Source organism: Propionivibrio dicarboxylicus (genome assembly GCF_900099695.1).
GTDB lineage: Bacteria > Pseudomonadota > Gammaproteobacteria > Burkholderiales > Rhodocyclaceae > Propionivibrio > Propionivibrio dicarboxylicus.
In genome coordinates this window covers 113,303-130,952 of sequence record NZ_FNCY01000012.1, presented here as the reverse complement: position 1 = coordinate 130,952, position 17,650 = coordinate 113,303, and the positions used below count along the sequence as shown (strand labels likewise).

The 17,650-nt window shown below is 62.8% G+C and carries 17 protein-coding genes; 12 read left to right on the top strand and 5 right to left on the bottom strand.

Annotation, left to right across the window (positions count from 1 at the left end; translation table 11 throughout):
• The 10 genes from BLR25_RS14210 to BLR25_RS14165 form a co-directional block, all read left to right on the top strand.
• The coding region (locus BLR25_RS14210; RefSeq protein ID WP_143009869.1) for an acyl-CoA carboxylase biotin carboxyl carrier protein subunit at window positions 1-222 on the top strand (222 nt) is incomplete at its 5' end.
• 1 nt (window position 223) lies between these two features.
• On the top strand, window positions 224-1,351 hold the full coding sequence (locus tag BLR25_RS14205; protein WP_091938550.1) for a sodium ion-translocating decarboxylase subunit beta: 1,128 nt from the start codon (window positions 224-226) through the stop codon (window positions 1,349-1,351).
• A gap of 221 nt (window positions 1,352-1,572) precedes the next feature.
• Window positions 1,573-3,576, top strand: coding sequence for a sensor histidine kinase (locus tag BLR25_RS14200; protein WP_176785903.1), 2,004 nt, complete (start codon window positions 1,573-1,575; stop codon window positions 3,574-3,576).
• On the top strand, window positions 3,573-4,187 hold the full coding sequence (locus tag BLR25_RS14195) for a response regulator transcription factor (RefSeq protein ID WP_091938548.1): 615 nt from the start codon (window positions 3,573-3,575) through the stop codon (window positions 4,185-4,187). The genes BLR25_RS14200 and BLR25_RS14195 overlap by 4 nt, the downstream gene beginning before the upstream one ends.
• 47 nt (window positions 4,188-4,234) lie before the next feature.
• Complete coding sequence (locus BLR25_RS14190) at window positions 4,235-4,870, top strand: DedA family protein (RefSeq protein WP_091938547.1); 636 nt, start codon at window positions 4,235-4,237, stop codon at window positions 4,868-4,870.
• Window positions 4,871-4,876: 6 nt separating this feature from the next.
• A complete protein-coding gene (locus BLR25_RS14185; protein WP_091938546.1) occupies window positions 4,877-5,593 on the top strand; it encodes a hypothetical protein in 717 nt (238 codons plus the stop codon).
• On the top strand, window positions 5,590-6,243 hold the full coding sequence (purN, locus tag BLR25_RS14180) for a phosphoribosylglycinamide formyltransferase (RefSeq protein WP_091938545.1): 654 nt from the start codon (window positions 5,590-5,592) through the stop codon (window positions 6,241-6,243). Before BLR25_RS14185 ends, purN begins: the two co-directional genes overlap by 4 nt.
• Entirely contained in the window at window positions 6,228-7,238 is a 1,011-nt protein-coding gene (locus tag BLR25_RS14175; protein ID WP_091938544.1) for a DUF3108 domain-containing protein, read from the top strand. The genes purN and BLR25_RS14175 overlap by 16 nt, the downstream gene beginning before the upstream one ends.
• A 33-nt stretch (window positions 7,239-7,271) precedes the next feature.
• Entirely contained in the window at window positions 7,272-8,534 is a 1,263-nt protein-coding gene (locus BLR25_RS14170; RefSeq protein WP_091938543.1) for an RsmB/NOP family class I SAM-dependent RNA methyltransferase, read from the top strand.
• Complete coding sequence (locus tag BLR25_RS14165) at window positions 8,531-9,823, top strand: mechanosensitive ion channel family protein (protein WP_091938542.1); 1,293 nt, start codon at window positions 8,531-8,533, stop codon at window positions 9,821-9,823. The genes BLR25_RS14170 and BLR25_RS14165 overlap by 4 nt, the downstream gene beginning before the upstream one ends.
• A gap of 199 nt (window positions 9,824-10,022) precedes the next feature.
• Here the strand turns inward: BLR25_RS14165 and BLR25_RS21310 are convergent, their stop codons facing one another.
• The 3 genes from BLR25_RS21310 to BLR25_RS14150 form a co-directional block, all read right to left on the bottom strand.
• On the bottom strand, window positions 10,023-10,199 hold the full coding sequence (locus tag BLR25_RS21310) for a hypothetical protein (protein WP_176785902.1): 177 nt from the start codon (window positions 10,197-10,199) through the stop codon (window positions 10,023-10,025).
• Window positions 10,200-10,342: 143 nt separating this feature from the next.
• Window positions 10,343-11,761, bottom strand: coding sequence for an ATP-binding protein (locus BLR25_RS14155; protein ID WP_091938540.1), 1,419 nt, complete (start codon window positions 11,759-11,761; stop codon window positions 10,343-10,345).
• The gene (locus BLR25_RS14150; RefSeq protein WP_091938539.1) at window positions 11,748-12,464 is read right to left on the bottom strand and encodes a winged helix-turn-helix domain-containing protein; all 717 of its coding nucleotides are present in this window, start codon (window positions 12,462-12,464) and stop codon (window positions 11,748-11,750) included. The genes BLR25_RS14155 and BLR25_RS14150 overlap by 14 nt, the downstream gene beginning before the upstream one ends.
• A 114-nt stretch (window positions 12,465-12,578) precedes the next feature.
• Here BLR25_RS14150 and BLR25_RS14145 point away from each other — a divergent pair, with 114 nt between their 5' ends.
• The gene (locus BLR25_RS14145; protein ID WP_091938538.1) at window positions 12,579-13,076 is read left to right on the top strand and encodes a disulfide bond formation protein B; all 498 of its coding nucleotides are present in this window, start codon (window positions 12,579-12,581) and stop codon (window positions 13,074-13,076) included.
• A gap of 46 nt (window positions 13,077-13,122) precedes the next feature.
• Window positions 13,123-14,121, top strand: a complete 999-nt coding sequence (locus BLR25_RS14140; protein ID WP_218122752.1) for an AEC family transporter — start codon at window positions 13,123-13,125, stop codon at window positions 14,119-14,121.
• Here the strand turns inward: BLR25_RS14140 and BLR25_RS14135 are convergent.
• On the bottom strand, window positions 14,099-14,581 hold the full coding sequence (locus BLR25_RS14135; RefSeq protein ID WP_091938537.1) for an acyl-CoA thioesterase: 483 nt from the start codon (window positions 14,579-14,581) through the stop codon (window positions 14,099-14,101). The two genes, BLR25_RS14140 and BLR25_RS14135, sit on opposite strands and share 23 nt — an antisense overlap.
• A gap of 110 nt (window positions 14,582-14,691) precedes the next feature.
• Window positions 14,692-17,514: a valine--tRNA ligase gene (locus BLR25_RS14130; RefSeq protein WP_091938536.1), complete on the bottom strand. Its 2,823-nt coding sequence runs from the start codon at window positions 17,512-17,514 to the stop codon at window positions 14,692-14,694.
• Window positions 17,515-17,650 lie beyond the last annotated feature (136 nt).

Sequence of the window (17,650 nt, the reverse complement as noted above, 5' to 3'; positions counted from 1 at the left end):
GGCAAGGGCGCGCTGAAGGCGCCGATGCCTGGCGTGATCCTGGAAGTGAATGTCAAGGCTGGCGACAAGGTAACGCGTGGTCAGCAAGTGGCGATTCTGGACGCGATGAAGATGCACAACGTGATTGGTGCGCCGCGTGACGGCGTTATCGGTGAAGTGTGCGTGGCGGCGGGACAAAGTGTCGGTCACGGCGACGTGATCGTCACCTTCAAGGAGGACTGAGATGATCGATCAAGAAACGATCGGCCTGCTCATGAAAGGCGTCAATGGCGTCACATGGCAGTCGCTGGTCATGATCGGCGTGTCGTTTGTCCTGTTCTATCTTGCGATCGTCAAGGACTACGAACCGCTGCTGCTGCTGCCGATTGGCGCGGGCTGTCTGCTCGCCAACCTGCCGCTGTCGCCGTTGATTGCCGAAGACGGGATGCTGAAGATTCTGTACGAGATGGGCGTGGGCAACGAGATGTTCCCGCTGCTGGTCTTCATCGGGATCGGTGCGCTGACCGACTTTGGACCGCTCCTGGAGAATCCGAAGTTCGTGCTGCTGGGTGCTGCGGGTCAGTTCGGGATCTTCCTGACGCTGATTCTGGCGCTGCTGCTGGGCTTCACGCAGAAGGAAGCGGCCTCGATCGGTATCATTGGCGCGATTGACGGACCGACGTCGATCTACGTGTCGGGTATTCTTGCACCGCATATGCTTGGGCCAATCACGGTGGCTGCTTACAGCTACATGTCGCTGGTACCGATCATCATGCCGCCGGTGATTTACGCGCTGACGACGAAGCATGAGCGTGCGATCCGCATGCCGTATGCGTCGCGGAAGCTGAGCACGCGGACGCGGATCATGTTCCCGATCATCGTGACGGTGATGGTGGGTATTCTGGTTCCGTTTGCGACGCCGCTGATCGGCATGCTGATGCTGGGCAACCTGATGAAGGAATCGGGTGCGGTGGAACGTCTGACGAAGGCCTCGTCGAATGAGATCGCGAACACGGTGACCTTGTTCCTGGGTCTGGCGGTTGGCGGCACGATGGTTGGCACGGACTTCCTGAAGTTCTCGACGCTGTTCATTCTGGGTCTGGGTCTTCTGGCGTTCGGTGTTGACTGTGCGGCCGGGGTGATCTTCGCGAAGATCCTGAACGTTCTGACGGGCGGCAAGGTGAACCCGATCATCGGCGCGGCGGGTATCAGCGCGTTCCCGATGGCGGCGCGGGTTTGCCAGCGCGTGGCGCAGGACGAGGACTTCGAGAACTTCCTGCTGATGCACGCGATGGGTGCGAACGCTGCGGGTCAGGTAGCCTCGGTGGTTGCCGGCGGTGTGGTGCTGGCGCTGATGGGTGCTGGCGGCTAAGCCGTTCGACGCGTAGTCATGCAAAAAGCCCGCCTTCCGGCGGGCTTTTTTATGGGCTTGGGCGCGCAGCAGGGCGGTACGGGGGCGAACCGGGACGCCCTTTTGCGGTAAACTCCGGCCATGCATTTATCCTTGGCTTCCAACCTTGAGTGTTTGCGCCCGGTCGCGGGTGTCCGCGGTGTGGGGACTGTCGTGCCACGATGCTGGCAGGCGGAGGGAGCATGATCTCGGCTTCGGTCAAGAACGGCGGTAAGAAAGGCCCGATCCTGTCGTCGATCCGGTGGTCGAACTGGTATCTGACCGGTTTGAAGCTGGCGATGGGCTTGCTGCTCGTGTTGTTGGTCGCGCTCTATTTCCTGTTGCGCCAGAACGAAGCCGACGAACAGCGCTCGACCTTGATCGCCGACGTGCTGTGGCTCGAACAGAGTATCAGCTTCCACATCGAGCGTAACAGCGAACATCTTGAGCAGTTGGCCACCGATCTGGCGCAGGAGCGCCACAAGGCGCCGCTATTCCAGTTGCGAACGCAATACCTGCTGAAGAGCAATCCGGATCTCCAGCAAATCGTCTGGGTCGATGCCGCCGGACATCGGCTGGCGATCAATCCGGTGCACAATTCGACGCGTCCGGGCGGCAACGGCCAACGCGACGACATTTCGCGCCAGACCGTCGATATGGTCGGCAAACTCGGCAAGTCGCTCTATACCGATGCCTATTCGACCGATGCCGGTTATCAGTTCAATGTGTATACGCCGGTGTTCGAAAAAGGGCGTTTTCGCGGGGCGTTGGTCGGTGTTTATTCGATCAATTCGCTGCTGAAACAGTTGGTGCCGTGGTGGTTCTCGGAGAAGTACCAGGTCCGGATTCTCGATAACAACGGCAATTCGCTCGCCGGAAAATCGAAACTCGGCGAAGTCACGACCCCGGTCAATTACGCGATTCCGCTCGAACCGCCCGGCTTCGGCATGGTCTTGCGTGTCGATGCCTACCCGGACAAGGGCGACTTTGCCCAGCGCGTCCTGATCGGCCTGGTGATTGCCCTGGTGGCTGCCGTGCTTGCCAGTTTGTGGCGCATGCGCAAGCATATCCAGCGTCGTATCGCCGCCGAACAGGCGCTGCGTGCCGAGCATGCGTTCCGCAAGGCGATGGAGGACTCGCTGACGATCGGCATGCGCGCCCGCGATCTCGAAGGCCGCATCACCTACGTCAATCCGGCGTTTTGCCAGATGGTCGGCTTCAGCGAGGCCGAGTTGCTCGATGCGCGGCCGCCGCTACCGTTCTGGCCGCCTGAGGAGATGGAGCGGATACAGGCGGTGACCGATGCGTTGGTCCATGACGGCGAACGGCGCGAAGGGTTGGAAATCCGCTTCATGCGCAAGGATGGTTCGCGTTTCGACGCGTTGATCTACGAGGCGCCGCTGATCGATGCCGATGGGCGCCAGACGGGCTGGATGTCGTCGATCGTCGATGTGACCGAGCGCAAGCGGTCTGAAGAACTGGCACGCCAGCAGCAGGAAAAGCTGCAGCAGACCTCGCGGCTGGTGACGATGGGCGAAATGGCGTCGTCGCTGGCGCACGAACTCAACCAGCCGCTGGCGGCGATCACGAGTTACAACACCGGCTGCCTGAACAAGCTCTCGGCCGAGAATTTCTCGCCGGATGAATTGCGCATGGTCATGGAAAAGCTCGGTGTGCAGGCGCGTCGCGCCGGTCACATCATCCGGCGGGTACATGATTTCGTACGCAAGAGCGAGCCGAAGCTCGCGCCCTGCAATCTCGTCGAGATCATCGAGGACAGCATCGGCTTCATCGAGGCCGACGCCAAGCTCCATAGCGTGCGGATCATCCGCAAGATTCCCGAGCTTTCGGTAACGCTTTATGCCGACCGGGTGATGCTGGAACAGGTACTGCTCAACCTGATGCGCAATGCGATCGACGCGATGAGCGACGACATTCCGCCCGAGCGCCGTCGTCTGACGATCCGACTGGCGCTGACCGAGGACGGACAGGCGAGGATTCGCGTCGCCGATCGTGGTACCGGCATCTCGCCGTCGATCCGTGAAAAATTGTTTACGCCCTTCTTCTCGACCAAGCAGGAAGGCATGGGGATGGGGCTGAACATCTGCCGTTCGATCATCGAATTCCATCGTGGCCGCCTGTGGGTTGAAGATAATCTCAAAGGCGGTACCATTTTCAGTATTTCATTACCGATTGCGCCGCAATGAACCCTACCGTCCATATTGTTGATGATGACGAAGCGATCCGGGATTCGCTCGGATGGCTGTTGCAGTCGCGAGGCATTCCCTGTCTCGAATTCTCTTCGGCCGAGGCCTTCCTCGAGATGTGGAGTCCGCAGATGGCCGGTTGCATCCTGCTCGACATCCGCATGGACGGGATGAGCGGCAACGCGCTCTTCGACCTCCTGCGCGAGCGCGGGTGCTCGATGCCGGTGATCTTCCTGACCGGGCACGGCGACGTGCCGCTGGCGGTCGCTGCGCTCAAGCACGGCGCTTTCGATTTCGTCGAGAAGCCCTGCAATGACAATCAACTCGTCGATCGCATCGTCCAGGCGCTCAAGCATGACGAGTCCTTGCGTGCCGCGGCGGCGTCGGTCGAGTCGATCAACAATCGTCTGAGCCAGTTGTCGATGCGCGAGCGCCAGGTCATGGAGCGGGTGCTCGCCGGCAAACTCAACAAGGTGATCGCCGACGAGTTGCATGTCAGCATGCGTACCGTCGAGGTCCATCGTTCCAGCCTGTTCGAGAAGATGGGCGTCAAGACGGCGGTCGAGTTGGCGCAGGTTCTCGCCAATACGCCGGCTAAACCGGGGGCATAGGCGGCCGGCCTGCGGTAAAATCGGCCATTTTTCGGGATCCGTCAGCAATGGAATACGTGGCCGCCTTCATCGACATCGTCCTGCACCTGGACAAGTACCTTGCCGTGCTCGTCCAGCAATATGGCGTCTGGATTTATGCCATCCTGTTCGCCATCATCTTCAGCGAGACGGGTTTCGTCGTGACGCCTTTCCTGCCCGGCGATTCGCTGCTCTTCGTCGCCGGCGCGCTGGCTGCCGTCGGTGGCATGAACATCGGCGTGTTGCTGGCCTTGCTGGTGGTCGCAGCGGCTGCCGGCAACATGCTCAATTATCATATCGGCCGTTACATCGGACCGCGCGTTTTCAAGTGGGAGGACTCCCTGTTCTTCAACAAGGCGGCGCTACAGAAGACCGAGGCCTTCTATGAAAAGCACGGCGGCAAGACGCTGGTACTCTCGCGCTTCCTGCCCCTATTTCGCACCTTCGCGCCCTTCGTCGCCGGCGTCGGGCGTATGAACTACCTGCGGTTTTGCGTCTATAACCTGGTCGGCGCCGCCCTCTGGGTGGTTTCCCTGCTGCTCGTCGGCTATTTCTTCGGCAATCTGCCCTGGGTCAAGCAGAACCTCTCGGTCGTCATCGTCGGGATCGTCGTCGTCTCCCTTTTGCCAGCTTTCGTCGGCTGGTTGCAGCATCGCCGGGGGTAGGACGTCATGTTCCGGCACCGCGCGTTTCCGCTGGTGTTGGTCACATTACTGACGTCCTGCGCCACGCGTGTCGGTTCGGACGGTCAACGCGAGACGCATTTCGATGCGCGCTATCTGGCCAAGTCCGAGGTCGATCGCGTCATCGATACGCATCGCACCGAATTGGTCGCCGGCTTGCGCCGCATCGCCGAAAAGCTCTACCGCCGCAATCCGCGCGAATGGCGCAAGGCGGGGCAGGCGAGTCTCGATGCGGCGCTGGCGCGTTTGTTTTCGGGGCGGTTCGATTTCCCCGAACTCGAGGGGCGGCACGAAGGGGCCGCCGCGCTGTTCGCCTTTTCGCCCGACTATACCGGCGACCGAGTGCTGGCCTTGATGAGCGGCTTGCTCGGCATGGTCTACGCGACCTTCGAGTACAAACAGGAATTTTTCATGCTCGACGACCTCAGCGAGCAGAAACTCTACAACTGCGCACGCAACATGGAGATCGCCATCTGGAAGCTGGCCTCGTCGCGCGACGGCACGGGCGAACTCCTGCTGCTGTCGAATGAACTTGATTCGACGCAGCCCAATCTAAGCTTCGAGCGCGAGTTCGGACGCCTGATCGGCCTGCTCGACACCTTGTCGAAAGTCATGGCCGACAAACACGGCCGCTCAGTGACGCGGCTCACGCAAAGCGTCGCCGCCGCCGTTTTCCTCCCGGTGGGAGCCTTGGGATTCAAATGAAACGACTCGTCATACTTATTTCCGGACGCGGCAGCAACATGCTGTCGATCCTCGATGCGGCGGCCTCCGGCGCGCTGCCGGCCGAGATCGTCGCCGTGATCTCGAATCGCCAGGAGGCGCCGGGCCTCGAGACGGCGCGCGCGCGCGGCATCCCGGTCGGCGTCGTCGATCATCGCGCCCATGCCAGCCGCGAGTCCTTCGATGCGGCGCTGGCCGAGGCCATTGACGCATGTTCGCCAGATCTCGTCGTGCTTGCCGGGTTCATGCGTATTCTCACCGATGCCTTTGTCCTGCGCTATGCGGGGCGCATGATCAACATCCATCCCTCGCTGCTGCCGTCGTTTCCCGGTCTGCATACGCACCGGCAGGCGCTGGCCGCGGGCGTACGCGTGCATGGATGTACGGTGCATTTCGTCACGCCGACGCTCGATCACGGGCCGATCATCGCTCAGGCAGCGGTGCCGGTCGTCGATGGTGACGACGAGTCAGCGCTGGCGGCGCGTGTGCTTGTCGCGGAGCATGCACTCTATCCGCAGGCGATTCGCTGGTTCGTCGAGGATCGGCTGAGTCTCGTCGACGGCTGCGTGCGCCTCGCCGCGCCGCAGCGCGTGTCGCCGGGGCTCGTCTCGCCGGCATGCCTTTCGTCCTGATTCTGGCCTTCGCCGCGTCACTGGGACTGCACGCGGCGGTGTTATTCGGTCCGGACATCGATCTGCCGACCGAGAACGAGCCCAGTCCGCTGCAGGCGGAATTGCGCCCGATGCCGAAAGCCCTGCGCGATGCTCCGATCGCCGAACCGGTGCGCACACCGCTCAGGAAAGGTCGCCGTACCGTGCGTCACGAGACGCCGCCGGCGACGCCGGTCATGACGGTGCCGGATGCGGCCGGGCAGGCGTCGGCCGCTGTCCCGGCGGACGAGGCCGTCGCCGCGCCGGAACGCCCGTCCGTGAATGAGGCGGTACCGGCGCCGCCGACGGAGGTGTTGCCGCCGCCCGACATGCCCGACTTCGGTCGCATCCGTTATCGCGTCGATCGCGGCGACAGCGGCTTCGAGATTGGCCGCGCCGTCAGTGAATGGGAAGTGGCGGAGGGGCATTACACCTTGCGACTGCATACCGAAACGACCGGGATCGTCTGGTTGTTCAAGCGTTACCGGATCGACATGGAAAGTCGCGGACGGCTGACGGCAGAGGGGCTGCAACCCGAACGATTCGTCATTCGGCGTAACGGTGCCGATGGTGGCGAGACGGCCGATTTCGACTGGGCGCAGCGGACGCTCCGGGTCGGCAACGGCGAGCCGCAGACGCTCGAGACCGGCGCGCAGGACCTGCTGTCATTCAATTTTCATCTCGGCTTCATGCCCGATCCCCGGATCGCGCGCGCGCTGACGATCGCCACCGGCCGCAAGGTCGGCATCTATCGCCTTGAGGCGATCGGCGACGAGGAGCTTGAGTTGCCCTTGGGCCGCGTGCGCACTTTGCACCTGCGTGCGCCGGGCTCGAATACGACCGAATTGTGGCTGGCTTATGATTATCTGCTGTTGCCGGTTAAAATCCGCCATGAAGACAACACGGGCGGCAGCCTGGTCCAGGTCGCGACGGATATCCAGCTGGGTTCCGTCGGCGGTGATGGCCCGCAGCGCTGACCACCCCCTTTACATGATGAAGTGATAATTACGATGCGTTTGACCCCCGCCCTGTTCGACCACGCCGCCGCCTTGCTGTCCGAGTTGCTCGGCACGACTTTTCCCGCCGATTCGACGGTATCCCGCTATTTCCGTTTGCATCGCCAGCTTGGTCACGGCGATCGCGGTTTCATCGCCGAGGCGGTGTACGGGGTGCTGCGGCGCAAGCGCTCGTTGCTCGCCCGGTGCGGCGAGCAGCCGTCTTCGCGACACTTGCTGCTGGCATGGCTTGGTTGTTTGCAAGGCCTCAATCGGCGCGAACTCGATGCGGTGCTCGGCGAGAATGAAGCCAAATGGCTGGCGCAGGCCAAGGCGGTTCGCCTTGAGGATCTGCCGCCGGCAGTTCGTCTCGACCTGCCCGACTGGTTGTTCGAGGCGCTGTCGGCCGAGTTTGCGGCGGACGAGGTCGTGTCGCTGGCGAACGGCCTGGCGCAGCCGGCGCCGCTCGACCTGCGCGTCAATCCGCTCAAGGCGAAGCGCGAGGACGTGCTGGCGCGCCTGGCGGACGACAGGATCGCCGCCCAGGCCTGCCCGTATTCGCCCTTGGGGATTCGTCTGGCCGGCAAGCCCTCGTTGGCGCGCCATCCGCTGTTCCTTGACGGCAGCATCGAAGTCCAGGACGAGGGCAGCCAGTTGCTCGGGTTCCTGGTCCAGCCGAAACGCGGCGAAATGGTTGCCGATTTCTGCGCCGGCGCCGGCGGCAAGACGCTGCTGCTCGGCGCGCTGATGCGTTCGCAGGGGCGTCTTTATGCCTTTGACGTGGTCGAGAAGCGTCTGGCCAAGCTCAAGCCGCGCCTCGCGCGTTCTGGTCTGTCCAACGTCCATCCGGCGCGCTTGGAGTCCGAAAATGACATCAAGATCAAGCGGCTCGCCGGCAAGCTCGATCGCGTGCTCGTCGATGCCCCGTGTTCGGGACTCGGAACCCTGCGTCGCAATCCGGACCTGAAGTGGCGGCAGACGCCGGAGAGTGTCGCCGAACTGACCGCCAAGCAGGCGGCGATCCTGAAGGCAGCCGCTTCGCTGGTCCGTTCCGGCGGGCGTCTCGTCTATGCCACCTGCAGCCTGCTGTGCGACGAGAATGAGGCGGTCGTTTCCGCCTTCCTGTCGGCACATCCGGAGTTCGTCGCGCTGTCGGCTGCCGAGGTTTTGCGCAAGCAGGATATTGTCATTGAAGAGGATGCCAACGGTCGCTTGCAGCTGCGACCCGATCGTCATGGTACCGACGGCTTCTTCGCAGCGGTCATGGAGCGGCGATGAATGAGCAGAAGTTCTTCCTGTTGATCAACGCGCTGGCGCGCGACCTCAATACGCCGGAATTTTTCTGGACGGCGTCGGCGCTGGTCGTTGCCCTGGTGCTGTCGTGGTGGATTTCGCGCCATTTGCGCGAGCCGATCTGCATGCGGCCACGCCCTGAACGCAGCGTGCTGCGAGCTTTCGGTGCCGGCGGGATGAAGCGCCTGGCGTTCCCCCTAGTTGCCGTCGTCCTGCTGCTGGTAACGCGCCGGGTCCTGCGCGGTATGGGCTGGGAGCATCTCAGCCTCTTCGATCTCGTCGTGCCGCTGCTGGTGGCCTGGCTGCTGGCCCGCGTCGTCGTCTACGTGTTGCGCTGTGTCTTCTCCGACGGCGGTTTCCTGAGTGCCTTCGAGCGCTTCATCACGACCGCGGTCTGGGTCGGGATGGTGCTCGACATGACGGGGCTAGCCGATCCGGTGGTCGAATCGCTGGAGCAGGTGACCTTCGTCGTCGGCAAGCAGCGCCTGGATCTCTGGATCGTCCTGCACGGCGCGGTGACGGTGGCGGCGACCCTGCTGCTCGCCCTGTGGATCGCCAGCCTGGTCGAGAACCGGCTGATGGCAGCCAACCGGATGGACGCCAATCTGCGCGAGGTGCTGGCGCGGTTGGCCAAAGCCTTCCTGTCGGTGATTGCCTTGTTGCTCAGCCTGTCGCTGGTCGGCATCGACGTGACGGCGTTGTCGGTGTTCAGCGGCGCGCTGGCGGTCGGGCTCGGCTTCGGTCTGCAGAAAATCGCCAGCAATTATGTCAGCGGCTTCATCATCCTGCTCGACCGTTCGATCCGGCTCGGCAACCTCGTTGCCGTCGATGACAAGACGACCGGCACGATCACGCAGATCACCACGCGCTATACCGTACTGCGTACGCTGGTCGGTACCGAGGTGATCATTCCGAACGAATATCTGGTCAGCAACATCGTCCGCAATCTTTCCTATACCGATACGCGTGTCCGGGCGACGACGAGCGTGCAGGTCGCCTACGATACCGATCTGGAACAGGTGATTCAGCTGTTGGTCGGGGTTGCGCGCAGGCATTCGCGCGTACTCGCCGATCCGGCGCCGGGGGTGCTGGTGACCGGATTCGCCGACAACGGCATCAATCTCGAACTCGGCTTCTGGGTGGCCGATCCCGAAATCGGCATCGGCGGCATCGTCTCGGATCTCAACCTGGCGATCTGGAAGACATTCCGCGAGCATGGCGTGGTGATCCCCTACCCGCAGCGCGAAGTTCGGCTGCTTTCCGATCCCGCATAAAAAAATCCCGCGCCGGTGTGGCACGGGATCAAAATCTCATCATTGCGATGAGTCAGGGAGGGTCAAACATTGTCAGCGGGGACGCTGAAGCAATGGAGCCAGTGTATCGATGTTCGGAAAACCCGTCTGTGTGGCTTGTTTCGCGCTTGCGTGACGGTGTGTAACGCAATGCCGTCAGGATGTTGTGCGCAGCCTTTTTCTATTGCCGGTGCTGCCGGTCCTTCCAGCAACGGAAAGCGAACCAGAGCAGGGACACCGGACCGGAGACCAGCAACGCCTTGGTGACTTCCATGGTGCCTTCGGTAAGCAGATCCCAGGCGATCACGCCAAGGAAAACGCCAACGCCTTCGGCCAGCGGGAATCGGGATCGTTGCATGGACATAAGCGGGTGCGAGTGATCGTCAAGGTGCATGTCGTGCGTGTTGCCAATCAATGTGCGGGAAAGAAAAAACGAAGGTCGTTTTTCGGTGTGCGCTGGCATCTTAGACGCTGTACCGGCAAGATTCCTTGGCAGCTTCGTCATGATTGCGTGACGCTGTGTAACACCGGCCAGTTCAGCGTGAAGCGGGCGCCGCCGAGCGGCGAGGCGTCGGCGATGGCGGAGCCGCCATGCTGCTCGAGTACCAGTCTGACAATGGCGAGGCCGAGCCCGTAGCCGCCGGTCGCCCGGTCGCGCGAACGGTCGAGTCGGGTGAAGGCGCTGAAGACTTTCTGGCGTTCCTCGGGGGCGATTCCGATGCCGTCGTCATCGACGTGAACGAGGGCGCGGCTGCCGCTGATCTGGGCACTGACGACGACGCGCGAATGAGCGTACTTGATGGCGTTGCGCAGGAGGTTGGTGAGCGCGTAGGGCATGCTCTTGAGATCGAGTTCGACCTGTTGGCCCGGCGGCAGGTTGCTGCAGTCGACGGTGATTTCGAGCGAGCGTCCGAGGATGCGAATGCCATCGACATTGTCGTTGAGCCACTCGGCGAGATCGACGCTGGTCAGGTGCAGTTCCGGTTGCTCGCGCTCGAAGCGGGAGTAGGTGAGGCTGGCGTCGATGAGATTGTCGAGTTCCTCGAGATCATCGTTCATCATCGTCTGCAGGCGTTCGCGTTCGTCGGCCTGATCGGCGTCAGGCAGCATTTCGACGGCGAAGCGCATGCGCGCGATCGGCGTGCGCAGTTCGTGTGAGATCGCGCTCGACAACTCCTTTTGCATGGCGATCAGGCGCTGCATGCGTTCGGCCATGCCGTTGAGCGTTTCGGTGAGCAGTTCGAAGGCGCGGCTGCGGGCTTCGGGCGCGCGCGACTCGAAGTGTCCTTCGCCGAGCGCTCGCGCGGTCTTGCGCAAGGCTTCGAGGTCGCGCCAAACCGGACGCACCCAGAACCAGACGGCGATCGCCAGGATGAAACCGATCAGGCTCCAGGTCAGCAGCCGGACGCGCAGTTCGAGCGGCAAAGATCGCGGCCGCTCCGGGTTGGCGTTGGGCGAGAGCGGGCCGACGACGAGCACCTGCGAGGTGTTTTTCAGGCGGTGATAGAGGACGTCGCCGTCGGTATCGATGGCGAGCTCACCGGCATCGAGCTTTTCCGCCTGCTTGCGCTTGAGTTTGAGCGTCCAGCGTTCGACGATGTCGAGCTTGTACGAGAATTTGCGGTCGAGCGCCCTGATCGCATCCGGCCAGTCCTTGCGCGGCTTGCGGAACAGGTCCTCCTCGATCAGGACGATGGTGCCCTGCATGAAGCGCCGCGTGTAGTCGTCGGTGATGTCCCTGACCGAAGTCGAGATGACGAAGTCGGCGAAGAAGGCGATCGCCACGAACGAGCCCATGACGAGCAGGTAGAAGCTGAGGAACAGCCGCGACAGGCTGTAGCTGCCGCGCCAGGGGGTAGGCTTGTAGCGCCAGAGGATGTCGAGCAGTCGCCGGTTGCGGCCGCCGTTATTGCCAGTCATGCTTGCTGAACAGGTAGCCCTTGCCGCGAACGGTCTTGATGCGCGTCGGATTTTCCGGGTCGTCGCCGAGCTTGCGGCGCAGGCGCGAGATGCGTGCGTCGATCGAGCGGTCGAGGCCGTCGAAGCCAATGCCGCGCAATTGTTGCAGCAGGTCGTCGCGCGACAGGATGTTGCCGGCGTGGCTAGCGAGCAGCCAGAGCAGGTCGAACTCGGCCGTCGTCAGGTCGATCGATTCATTGCCCAGGTGGGTGCTGCGGGTGGCCTGGCTGATGCGGAAGTTGCCGAAGCAAAGCTCTTCACTTTCGCTGGCGGGCGCGTTGCCTTCGCCTGCAGGCGCCACCGGGGCGCGCCGCAGCAAGGCCTTGATGCGGGCGAGCAAGAGCCGCGGCTGGACCGGCTTGGCGAGGTAGTCGTCGGCGCCGAGTTCAAGCCCGAGGATCTGGTCGAGGTCCTCGTCGCGCGCGGTCAGCATCAGGATGACGCCCTTGTACTGGCTGCGCACGCTGCGGCAGACTTCGAAGCCATCCTTGCCCGGCAGCATGACGTCCAGGATGACGAGTTCGGGATCTTCGCGGAGGATGCGGGCCTCGGCCGTGTCGCCACGGGTTTCGATGGCGACATCGAACTCGTTCTTGCGCAGGTATTCAGCGGTCAGGTTGGCGAGGCGCTCGTCGTCCTCGATCAGCAGAATGCGTGTTTTCATGGTGATGGAAGCGGCGGGGGTCATTGCCGCAGACTATACACGATCAGGCCCGGGATCGCGAAATCCCGGGGGCTGTTAGAATGCGCGCTGGTCCAGATTTCGAAGGTGTTGCACATGTTTCAGCGTTTGTCGGTCCGGAGCGGCTTCATCCTGCTCGCCGTCGTATCGTTCGGCTTCGTCGCGGCGGGGCTGGTGCTGGGCGAAGTCGCCCGGCTGAATCCCTGTCATCTCTGCATCCTGCAGCGGGTGATCTACCTTGTTTTCGGCACTTGGTCGCTTGCTGGCGCTGCCTTTCCGGGCGGGCGTCGCTTCTGGTGCGTGTTGCTGATCCTTACGGCGATCGGCGGAATGGTGGCGGCCGGCCAGCAGAGCTGGATGCAGTATGCGCCGCAACTGGCGACCGAGTGCGGCTTCGGTGAGCCGACGCCGACCGAGCAGCTCGTCAATTGGCTCGGCGCGCAATGGCCGGCGATGTTCATGGTGACCGGTTTCTGTACGCAGAAGGACTGGATTTTCCTCGGCTTCTCCCTGGCCAATTGGTCGGTGCTCTGCTTCCTGCTGCTCCTGCTCGCGGCGGTCCTGCAGATGGTCAGGAAGACGCGCCGGCGTTGAGCCGACGTACGGCCATGGTCTCTTAGAGAAACGACGAAGCCCAACGATGCAGCAACTGATTTCCGTTCTCGCCGTTACGTTCCCGATCTTCGCGTTGGTGGCGTGCGGCTTCGTCGCGATCCGGCGCGAACTGCTGCCGGTGAACGCCATCCCGGGGCTGACCAGCTACATCGTCTCGTTCGCGCTGCCAGCGCTGCTCTTCCGCATGGGCATGAGCACTTCGCTGCAACGGCTGCTCGACGGTCCGCTGATTCTGGTGTACCTGGGCTGCGCGGCGGTGATTGTCAGTGCGACCATCGTTTTCAGCCGCAATGAACGTGTGCGGCTCAAGGATGCCGCCTTCGGCGCCCTGGCCTCGGTCTATCCCAATGCCGGTTTCATGGGCATCCCGCTGCTCGTCGCGCTGCTCGGCGAGGCCGGTGTGCGTGTCGTGCTGGTGACCGTGCTGGTCGATCTCTTCCTGGTGACGTCGTCATGTATCGCGATCGTGCAGATGCCGGAAGGGTCTTCCGGCAGTGGCGTCTTGCGGACCATCTGGCGGGCCTTTGTCGGCGCGCTGCGCGGGGCCTTGGCCAATCCCTTGCCGTGGCCGATCGCCGCCGGGCTCGCTTGCGGCGCCTTCGGAGTGGTGATGCCGGGGCCTGTCGATAAGGCGATTGCCATGCTTGGCGACACGGCCTCGCCGGTCGCGCTGTTTGCCATTGGCTGCATCCTGGCGCGCAATGCGGTGACCGCGGCAGCGCCGATTCCGGCGGGCGATTATGTGCCGGCGGCGCTCGTCAAACTGCTCGCGCATCCGGCGCTGGTCTACGGTTTCGGTCTCGTCGTTCAGGCCCTGGGGTTTGCCCTCGACAGCCTCTCCTTGGCGGGCTTGACGGCGGTGGCGGCGCTGCCGCCGGCGATCAACATCACGATGCTGGCCGAGCGTTTCGGTGCCGATTCGGGGCGCATCGCCCGCATCGTCATGGTCGCGACGGTGCTGTCCTTCGTGACGATCACTGCCGCCGTCTGGTTGCTTGGACTCAGCCCTTCGCCTGCTGCCTGATCGCGGCGAGCGCCGCATCTTCCGCATCGATGATGACAAAGGCCTGGCGCACGGCGTCGGGAATCGCCAGCGGTCGCCCGTTTCGGAGGCTGACGAAAATCCACTGTGTTTCGGCGCGGGCGACGATCTGGTGCGTGTCGGCGTGCAGGAACAGCGTGCGGCGCGGCGAATTGCGCTCGCCCATGGCAGCGACCCAGGTGCCGACGATCAGCGTGTCGCCGAGCGTCGCCGGTTTCAGGTATTCGATGAAGTGTGATTTGACGTACCACGAGGCGCCGGTCTCGAGGTAGCGTTCCATCGGCCAGCCCTGCAAAGACGAGTGCTCGATGGCGATGTCCTGCATCCAGCGCAGGTATTCCTGGTTATTGACGTGCTGGTGGATGTCGATCGAGTCGACGTCCACCGTGATCCGCTTGATGTGAATCGCAGAAGCTGTCTCAAAAATTACTGCGCTTGTCATTTGGGCCTTGCGCGGTGCTCGCTCCTCGCCGTACAACGTGTACTGTCTCGTCGCTGTGCGCCGGGCGCGGCCCAACTGGCTGCGCTCGCGACATTTTTCGAGACAGCTTCTCAGGCACGCTTGAGGCGGTCGAGTTGCGGCTTCAGTTTTTCCAGGGTTGCCGAGAAATCGGCGAGGCGCTTCTTCTCCTGTTCGACGACCTGCGCCGGCGCCCGTGCGACGAAGCTTTCGTTGGCCAGCTTGGCGTGGGCTTTGACGATCTCGCCTTCGAGGCGGGCGATTTCCTTGGTCAGGCGCTCGGTCTCGGCGGCGACGTCGATCTCGATCTTGAGCATCAGGCGGATCTCGCCGACGACGGCGATCGGTGCGTTGGCGTCTTCCGGCAGGGTGTCGACAATCTGCACCTCGGAGAGCTTGGCCAGCGCCTGGAGGTACGGGGCGCAACGCTTCAGCACGTCGGCATTGCCGCTGGCGATCAGCGGCACCTTCTGTGCTGGCGACAGATTCATCTCGCCGCGCAGGTTGCGGCAGGCGTAGGCCAGGTCCTTGAGTTGCTGCGTCTTGGTTTCGCTGGCTTCGTTGAACTTGAGCGGATCGGCCTTCGGATAGGCGGCGAGCATGATCGATTCATGCGTCTTGCGATAGGCAAGCGGCGCGACGGCCTGCCACAGTTCCTCGGTGATGAAGGGGATCAGCGGGTGGGCGAGGCGCAGCACCGTTTCGAGCACGCGCACCAGCGTGCGGCGCGTCGCACGGGCAACGGCTTCATCGCCCGACTGGAGTTGCACCTTGGCCAGTTCGAGATACCAGTCGCAGAACTCGTCCCAGATGAATTCATAGATGGCCCGCGCCAGCAGGTCGAAGCGGTAATCGGCGAAATGCTGTTCGACTTCGGCCTCGGTGCGTTGCAGGCGGCTGACGATCCAGCGGTCGACGAAGGAGAAGTGCAGGCCGTCCGGGCTGATGTCGGGGACGGCATTCGGATCGATGCCGCAATCCTTGCCTTCGGTGTTCATCAGCACGAAGCGCGTGGCGTTCCACAGCTTGTTGCAGAAGTTGCGATAGCCTTCGCAGCGGTGCAGGTCGAACTTGATGTCGCGGCCAGGGCTGGCGAGCGAGAGGAAGGTGAAGCGCAGGGCGTCGGTGCCGAAGGAGGGTATGCCTTCCGGGAATTCCTTGCGTGTACGCTTTTCGATCTGCTCGGCCTGTTTCGGGTTCATCAGGCCCGTCGTGCGTTTCTTGACGAGGTCCTCGATGCCGATGCCATCGATGAGGTCGATCGGGTCGAGCACGTTGCCCTTCGACTTGCTCATCTTCTGACCTTCGGCGTCGCGGATCAGGCCGTGCACATAGACGTGCTTGAACGGGATCTTGCCGGTGATGTGCTTGGTCATCATGACCATGCGCGCAACCCAGAAGAAGATGATGTCGAAGCCGGTGACGAGGACCGTCGAGGGCAGGTAGAGGTCGAGCGCCGTGTTCGATTTCTCGGGCCACTCGGGCGTCCAGTCGAGCGTCGAGAACGGCCACAGCGCCGACGAGTACCAGGTGTCGAGCACGTCGGAATCACGCGTCAGGGTGCCGCCGATGCCCTTGGCGGCGGCCTGCGCACGGGCTTCATCTTCGTTATGGGCAACATAGACGTTGCCCTGTTCGTCATACCACGCCGGGATCTGGTGGCCCCACCAGAGTTGCCGCGAGATGCACCAGTCCTGGATGTTGTTGAGCCACTGGTTGTAGGTATTGACCCAGTTTTCCGGAACGAACTTGATCTCGCCCGAGGCGACGCATTCGAGTGCCTTGCCGACGATGCTGGTGCCATCGGCGCCGGGCTTGCTCATGGCGACGAACCACTGGTCGGTGAGCATCGGCTCGATGACGACGCCGGTACGGTCGCCGCGCGGCACCTTGAGCGTGTGCTTGTCGGTCTTGACCAGGATGCCGAGCGCTTCGAGATCGGCGACGACGGCCTTGCGGGCGTCGAAGCGGTCCATGCCACGGTATTTTTCCGGCGCGTTTTCATTGATCTTGGCGTCGAGCGTCAGGATCGAGATGATCGGCAGCTTGTGGCGCTGGCTGACGGCGTAGTCGTTGAAATCGTGCGCCGGCGTGACCTTGACGCAGCCGGTGCCGAATTCGCGATCGACATAGGTGTCGGCGATGATCGGGATCTCGCGGTCGGTCAGCGGCAGCTTGACCATCTTGCCGATCATGTCGCGGTAACGCTCATCCTCGGGGTGGACCATGACGGCGGTATCGCCGAGCATGGTTTCCGGACGCGTCGTCGCCACCGTCAGGTCGCCCGAACCGTCGGCGAGCGGATAGCGGATATGCCACATGAAACCGGCTTCTTCCTGGCTGTCCACTTCGAGGTCGGAGACGGCGGTGTGCAGCACCGGGTCCCAGTTGACGAGGCGCTTGCCGCGATAGATCAGGCCTTCCTTGTAGAGCCGGACGAAGGTTTCGGTGACGATCTTCGAGAGGCCGGCGTCCATCGTGAAGCGTTCGCGCGTCCAGTCGGGCGAGGTGCCGAGGCGGCGCATCTGGCGGGTGATGGTGTTACCCGAATATTCCTTCCACTCCCAGACTTTTTCGAGGAACTTCTCGCGGCCGAGGTCGTGTCGTGAAATGCCTTGAGCATCGAGCTGGCGCTCGACGACGATCTGCGTGGCGATGCCGGCGTGATCGGTGCCCGGCTGCCACAGCGTGTTGTCGCCTCGCATGCGGTGGTAGCGCGTCAGCGCGTCCATGATCGCCTGGTTGAAGCCGTGACCCATGTGCAGCGTGCCGGTGACGTTCGGCGGCGGCAACAGGATGCAAAAGGCATCGGTCTTGGCCGTATCGAGTCCGGCGTTGAAATGGCCCTTGGCTTCCCAGTCGGGATACCAGCGACGTTCGATTTCTGCGGGTTCAAAGCTCTTGGCGAGTTCCATGGCTAGCGTAGGGAAGTGCGAAATGGATAAACCGCGCATTATACCGGACGCCGGGCCGGCGCCGGCAGTTCGCCGACGCGTTCGGCATGGAGACGCTTGGCTGGCGGACCTCGGCGAATGGCGAGCCCGTCGATGT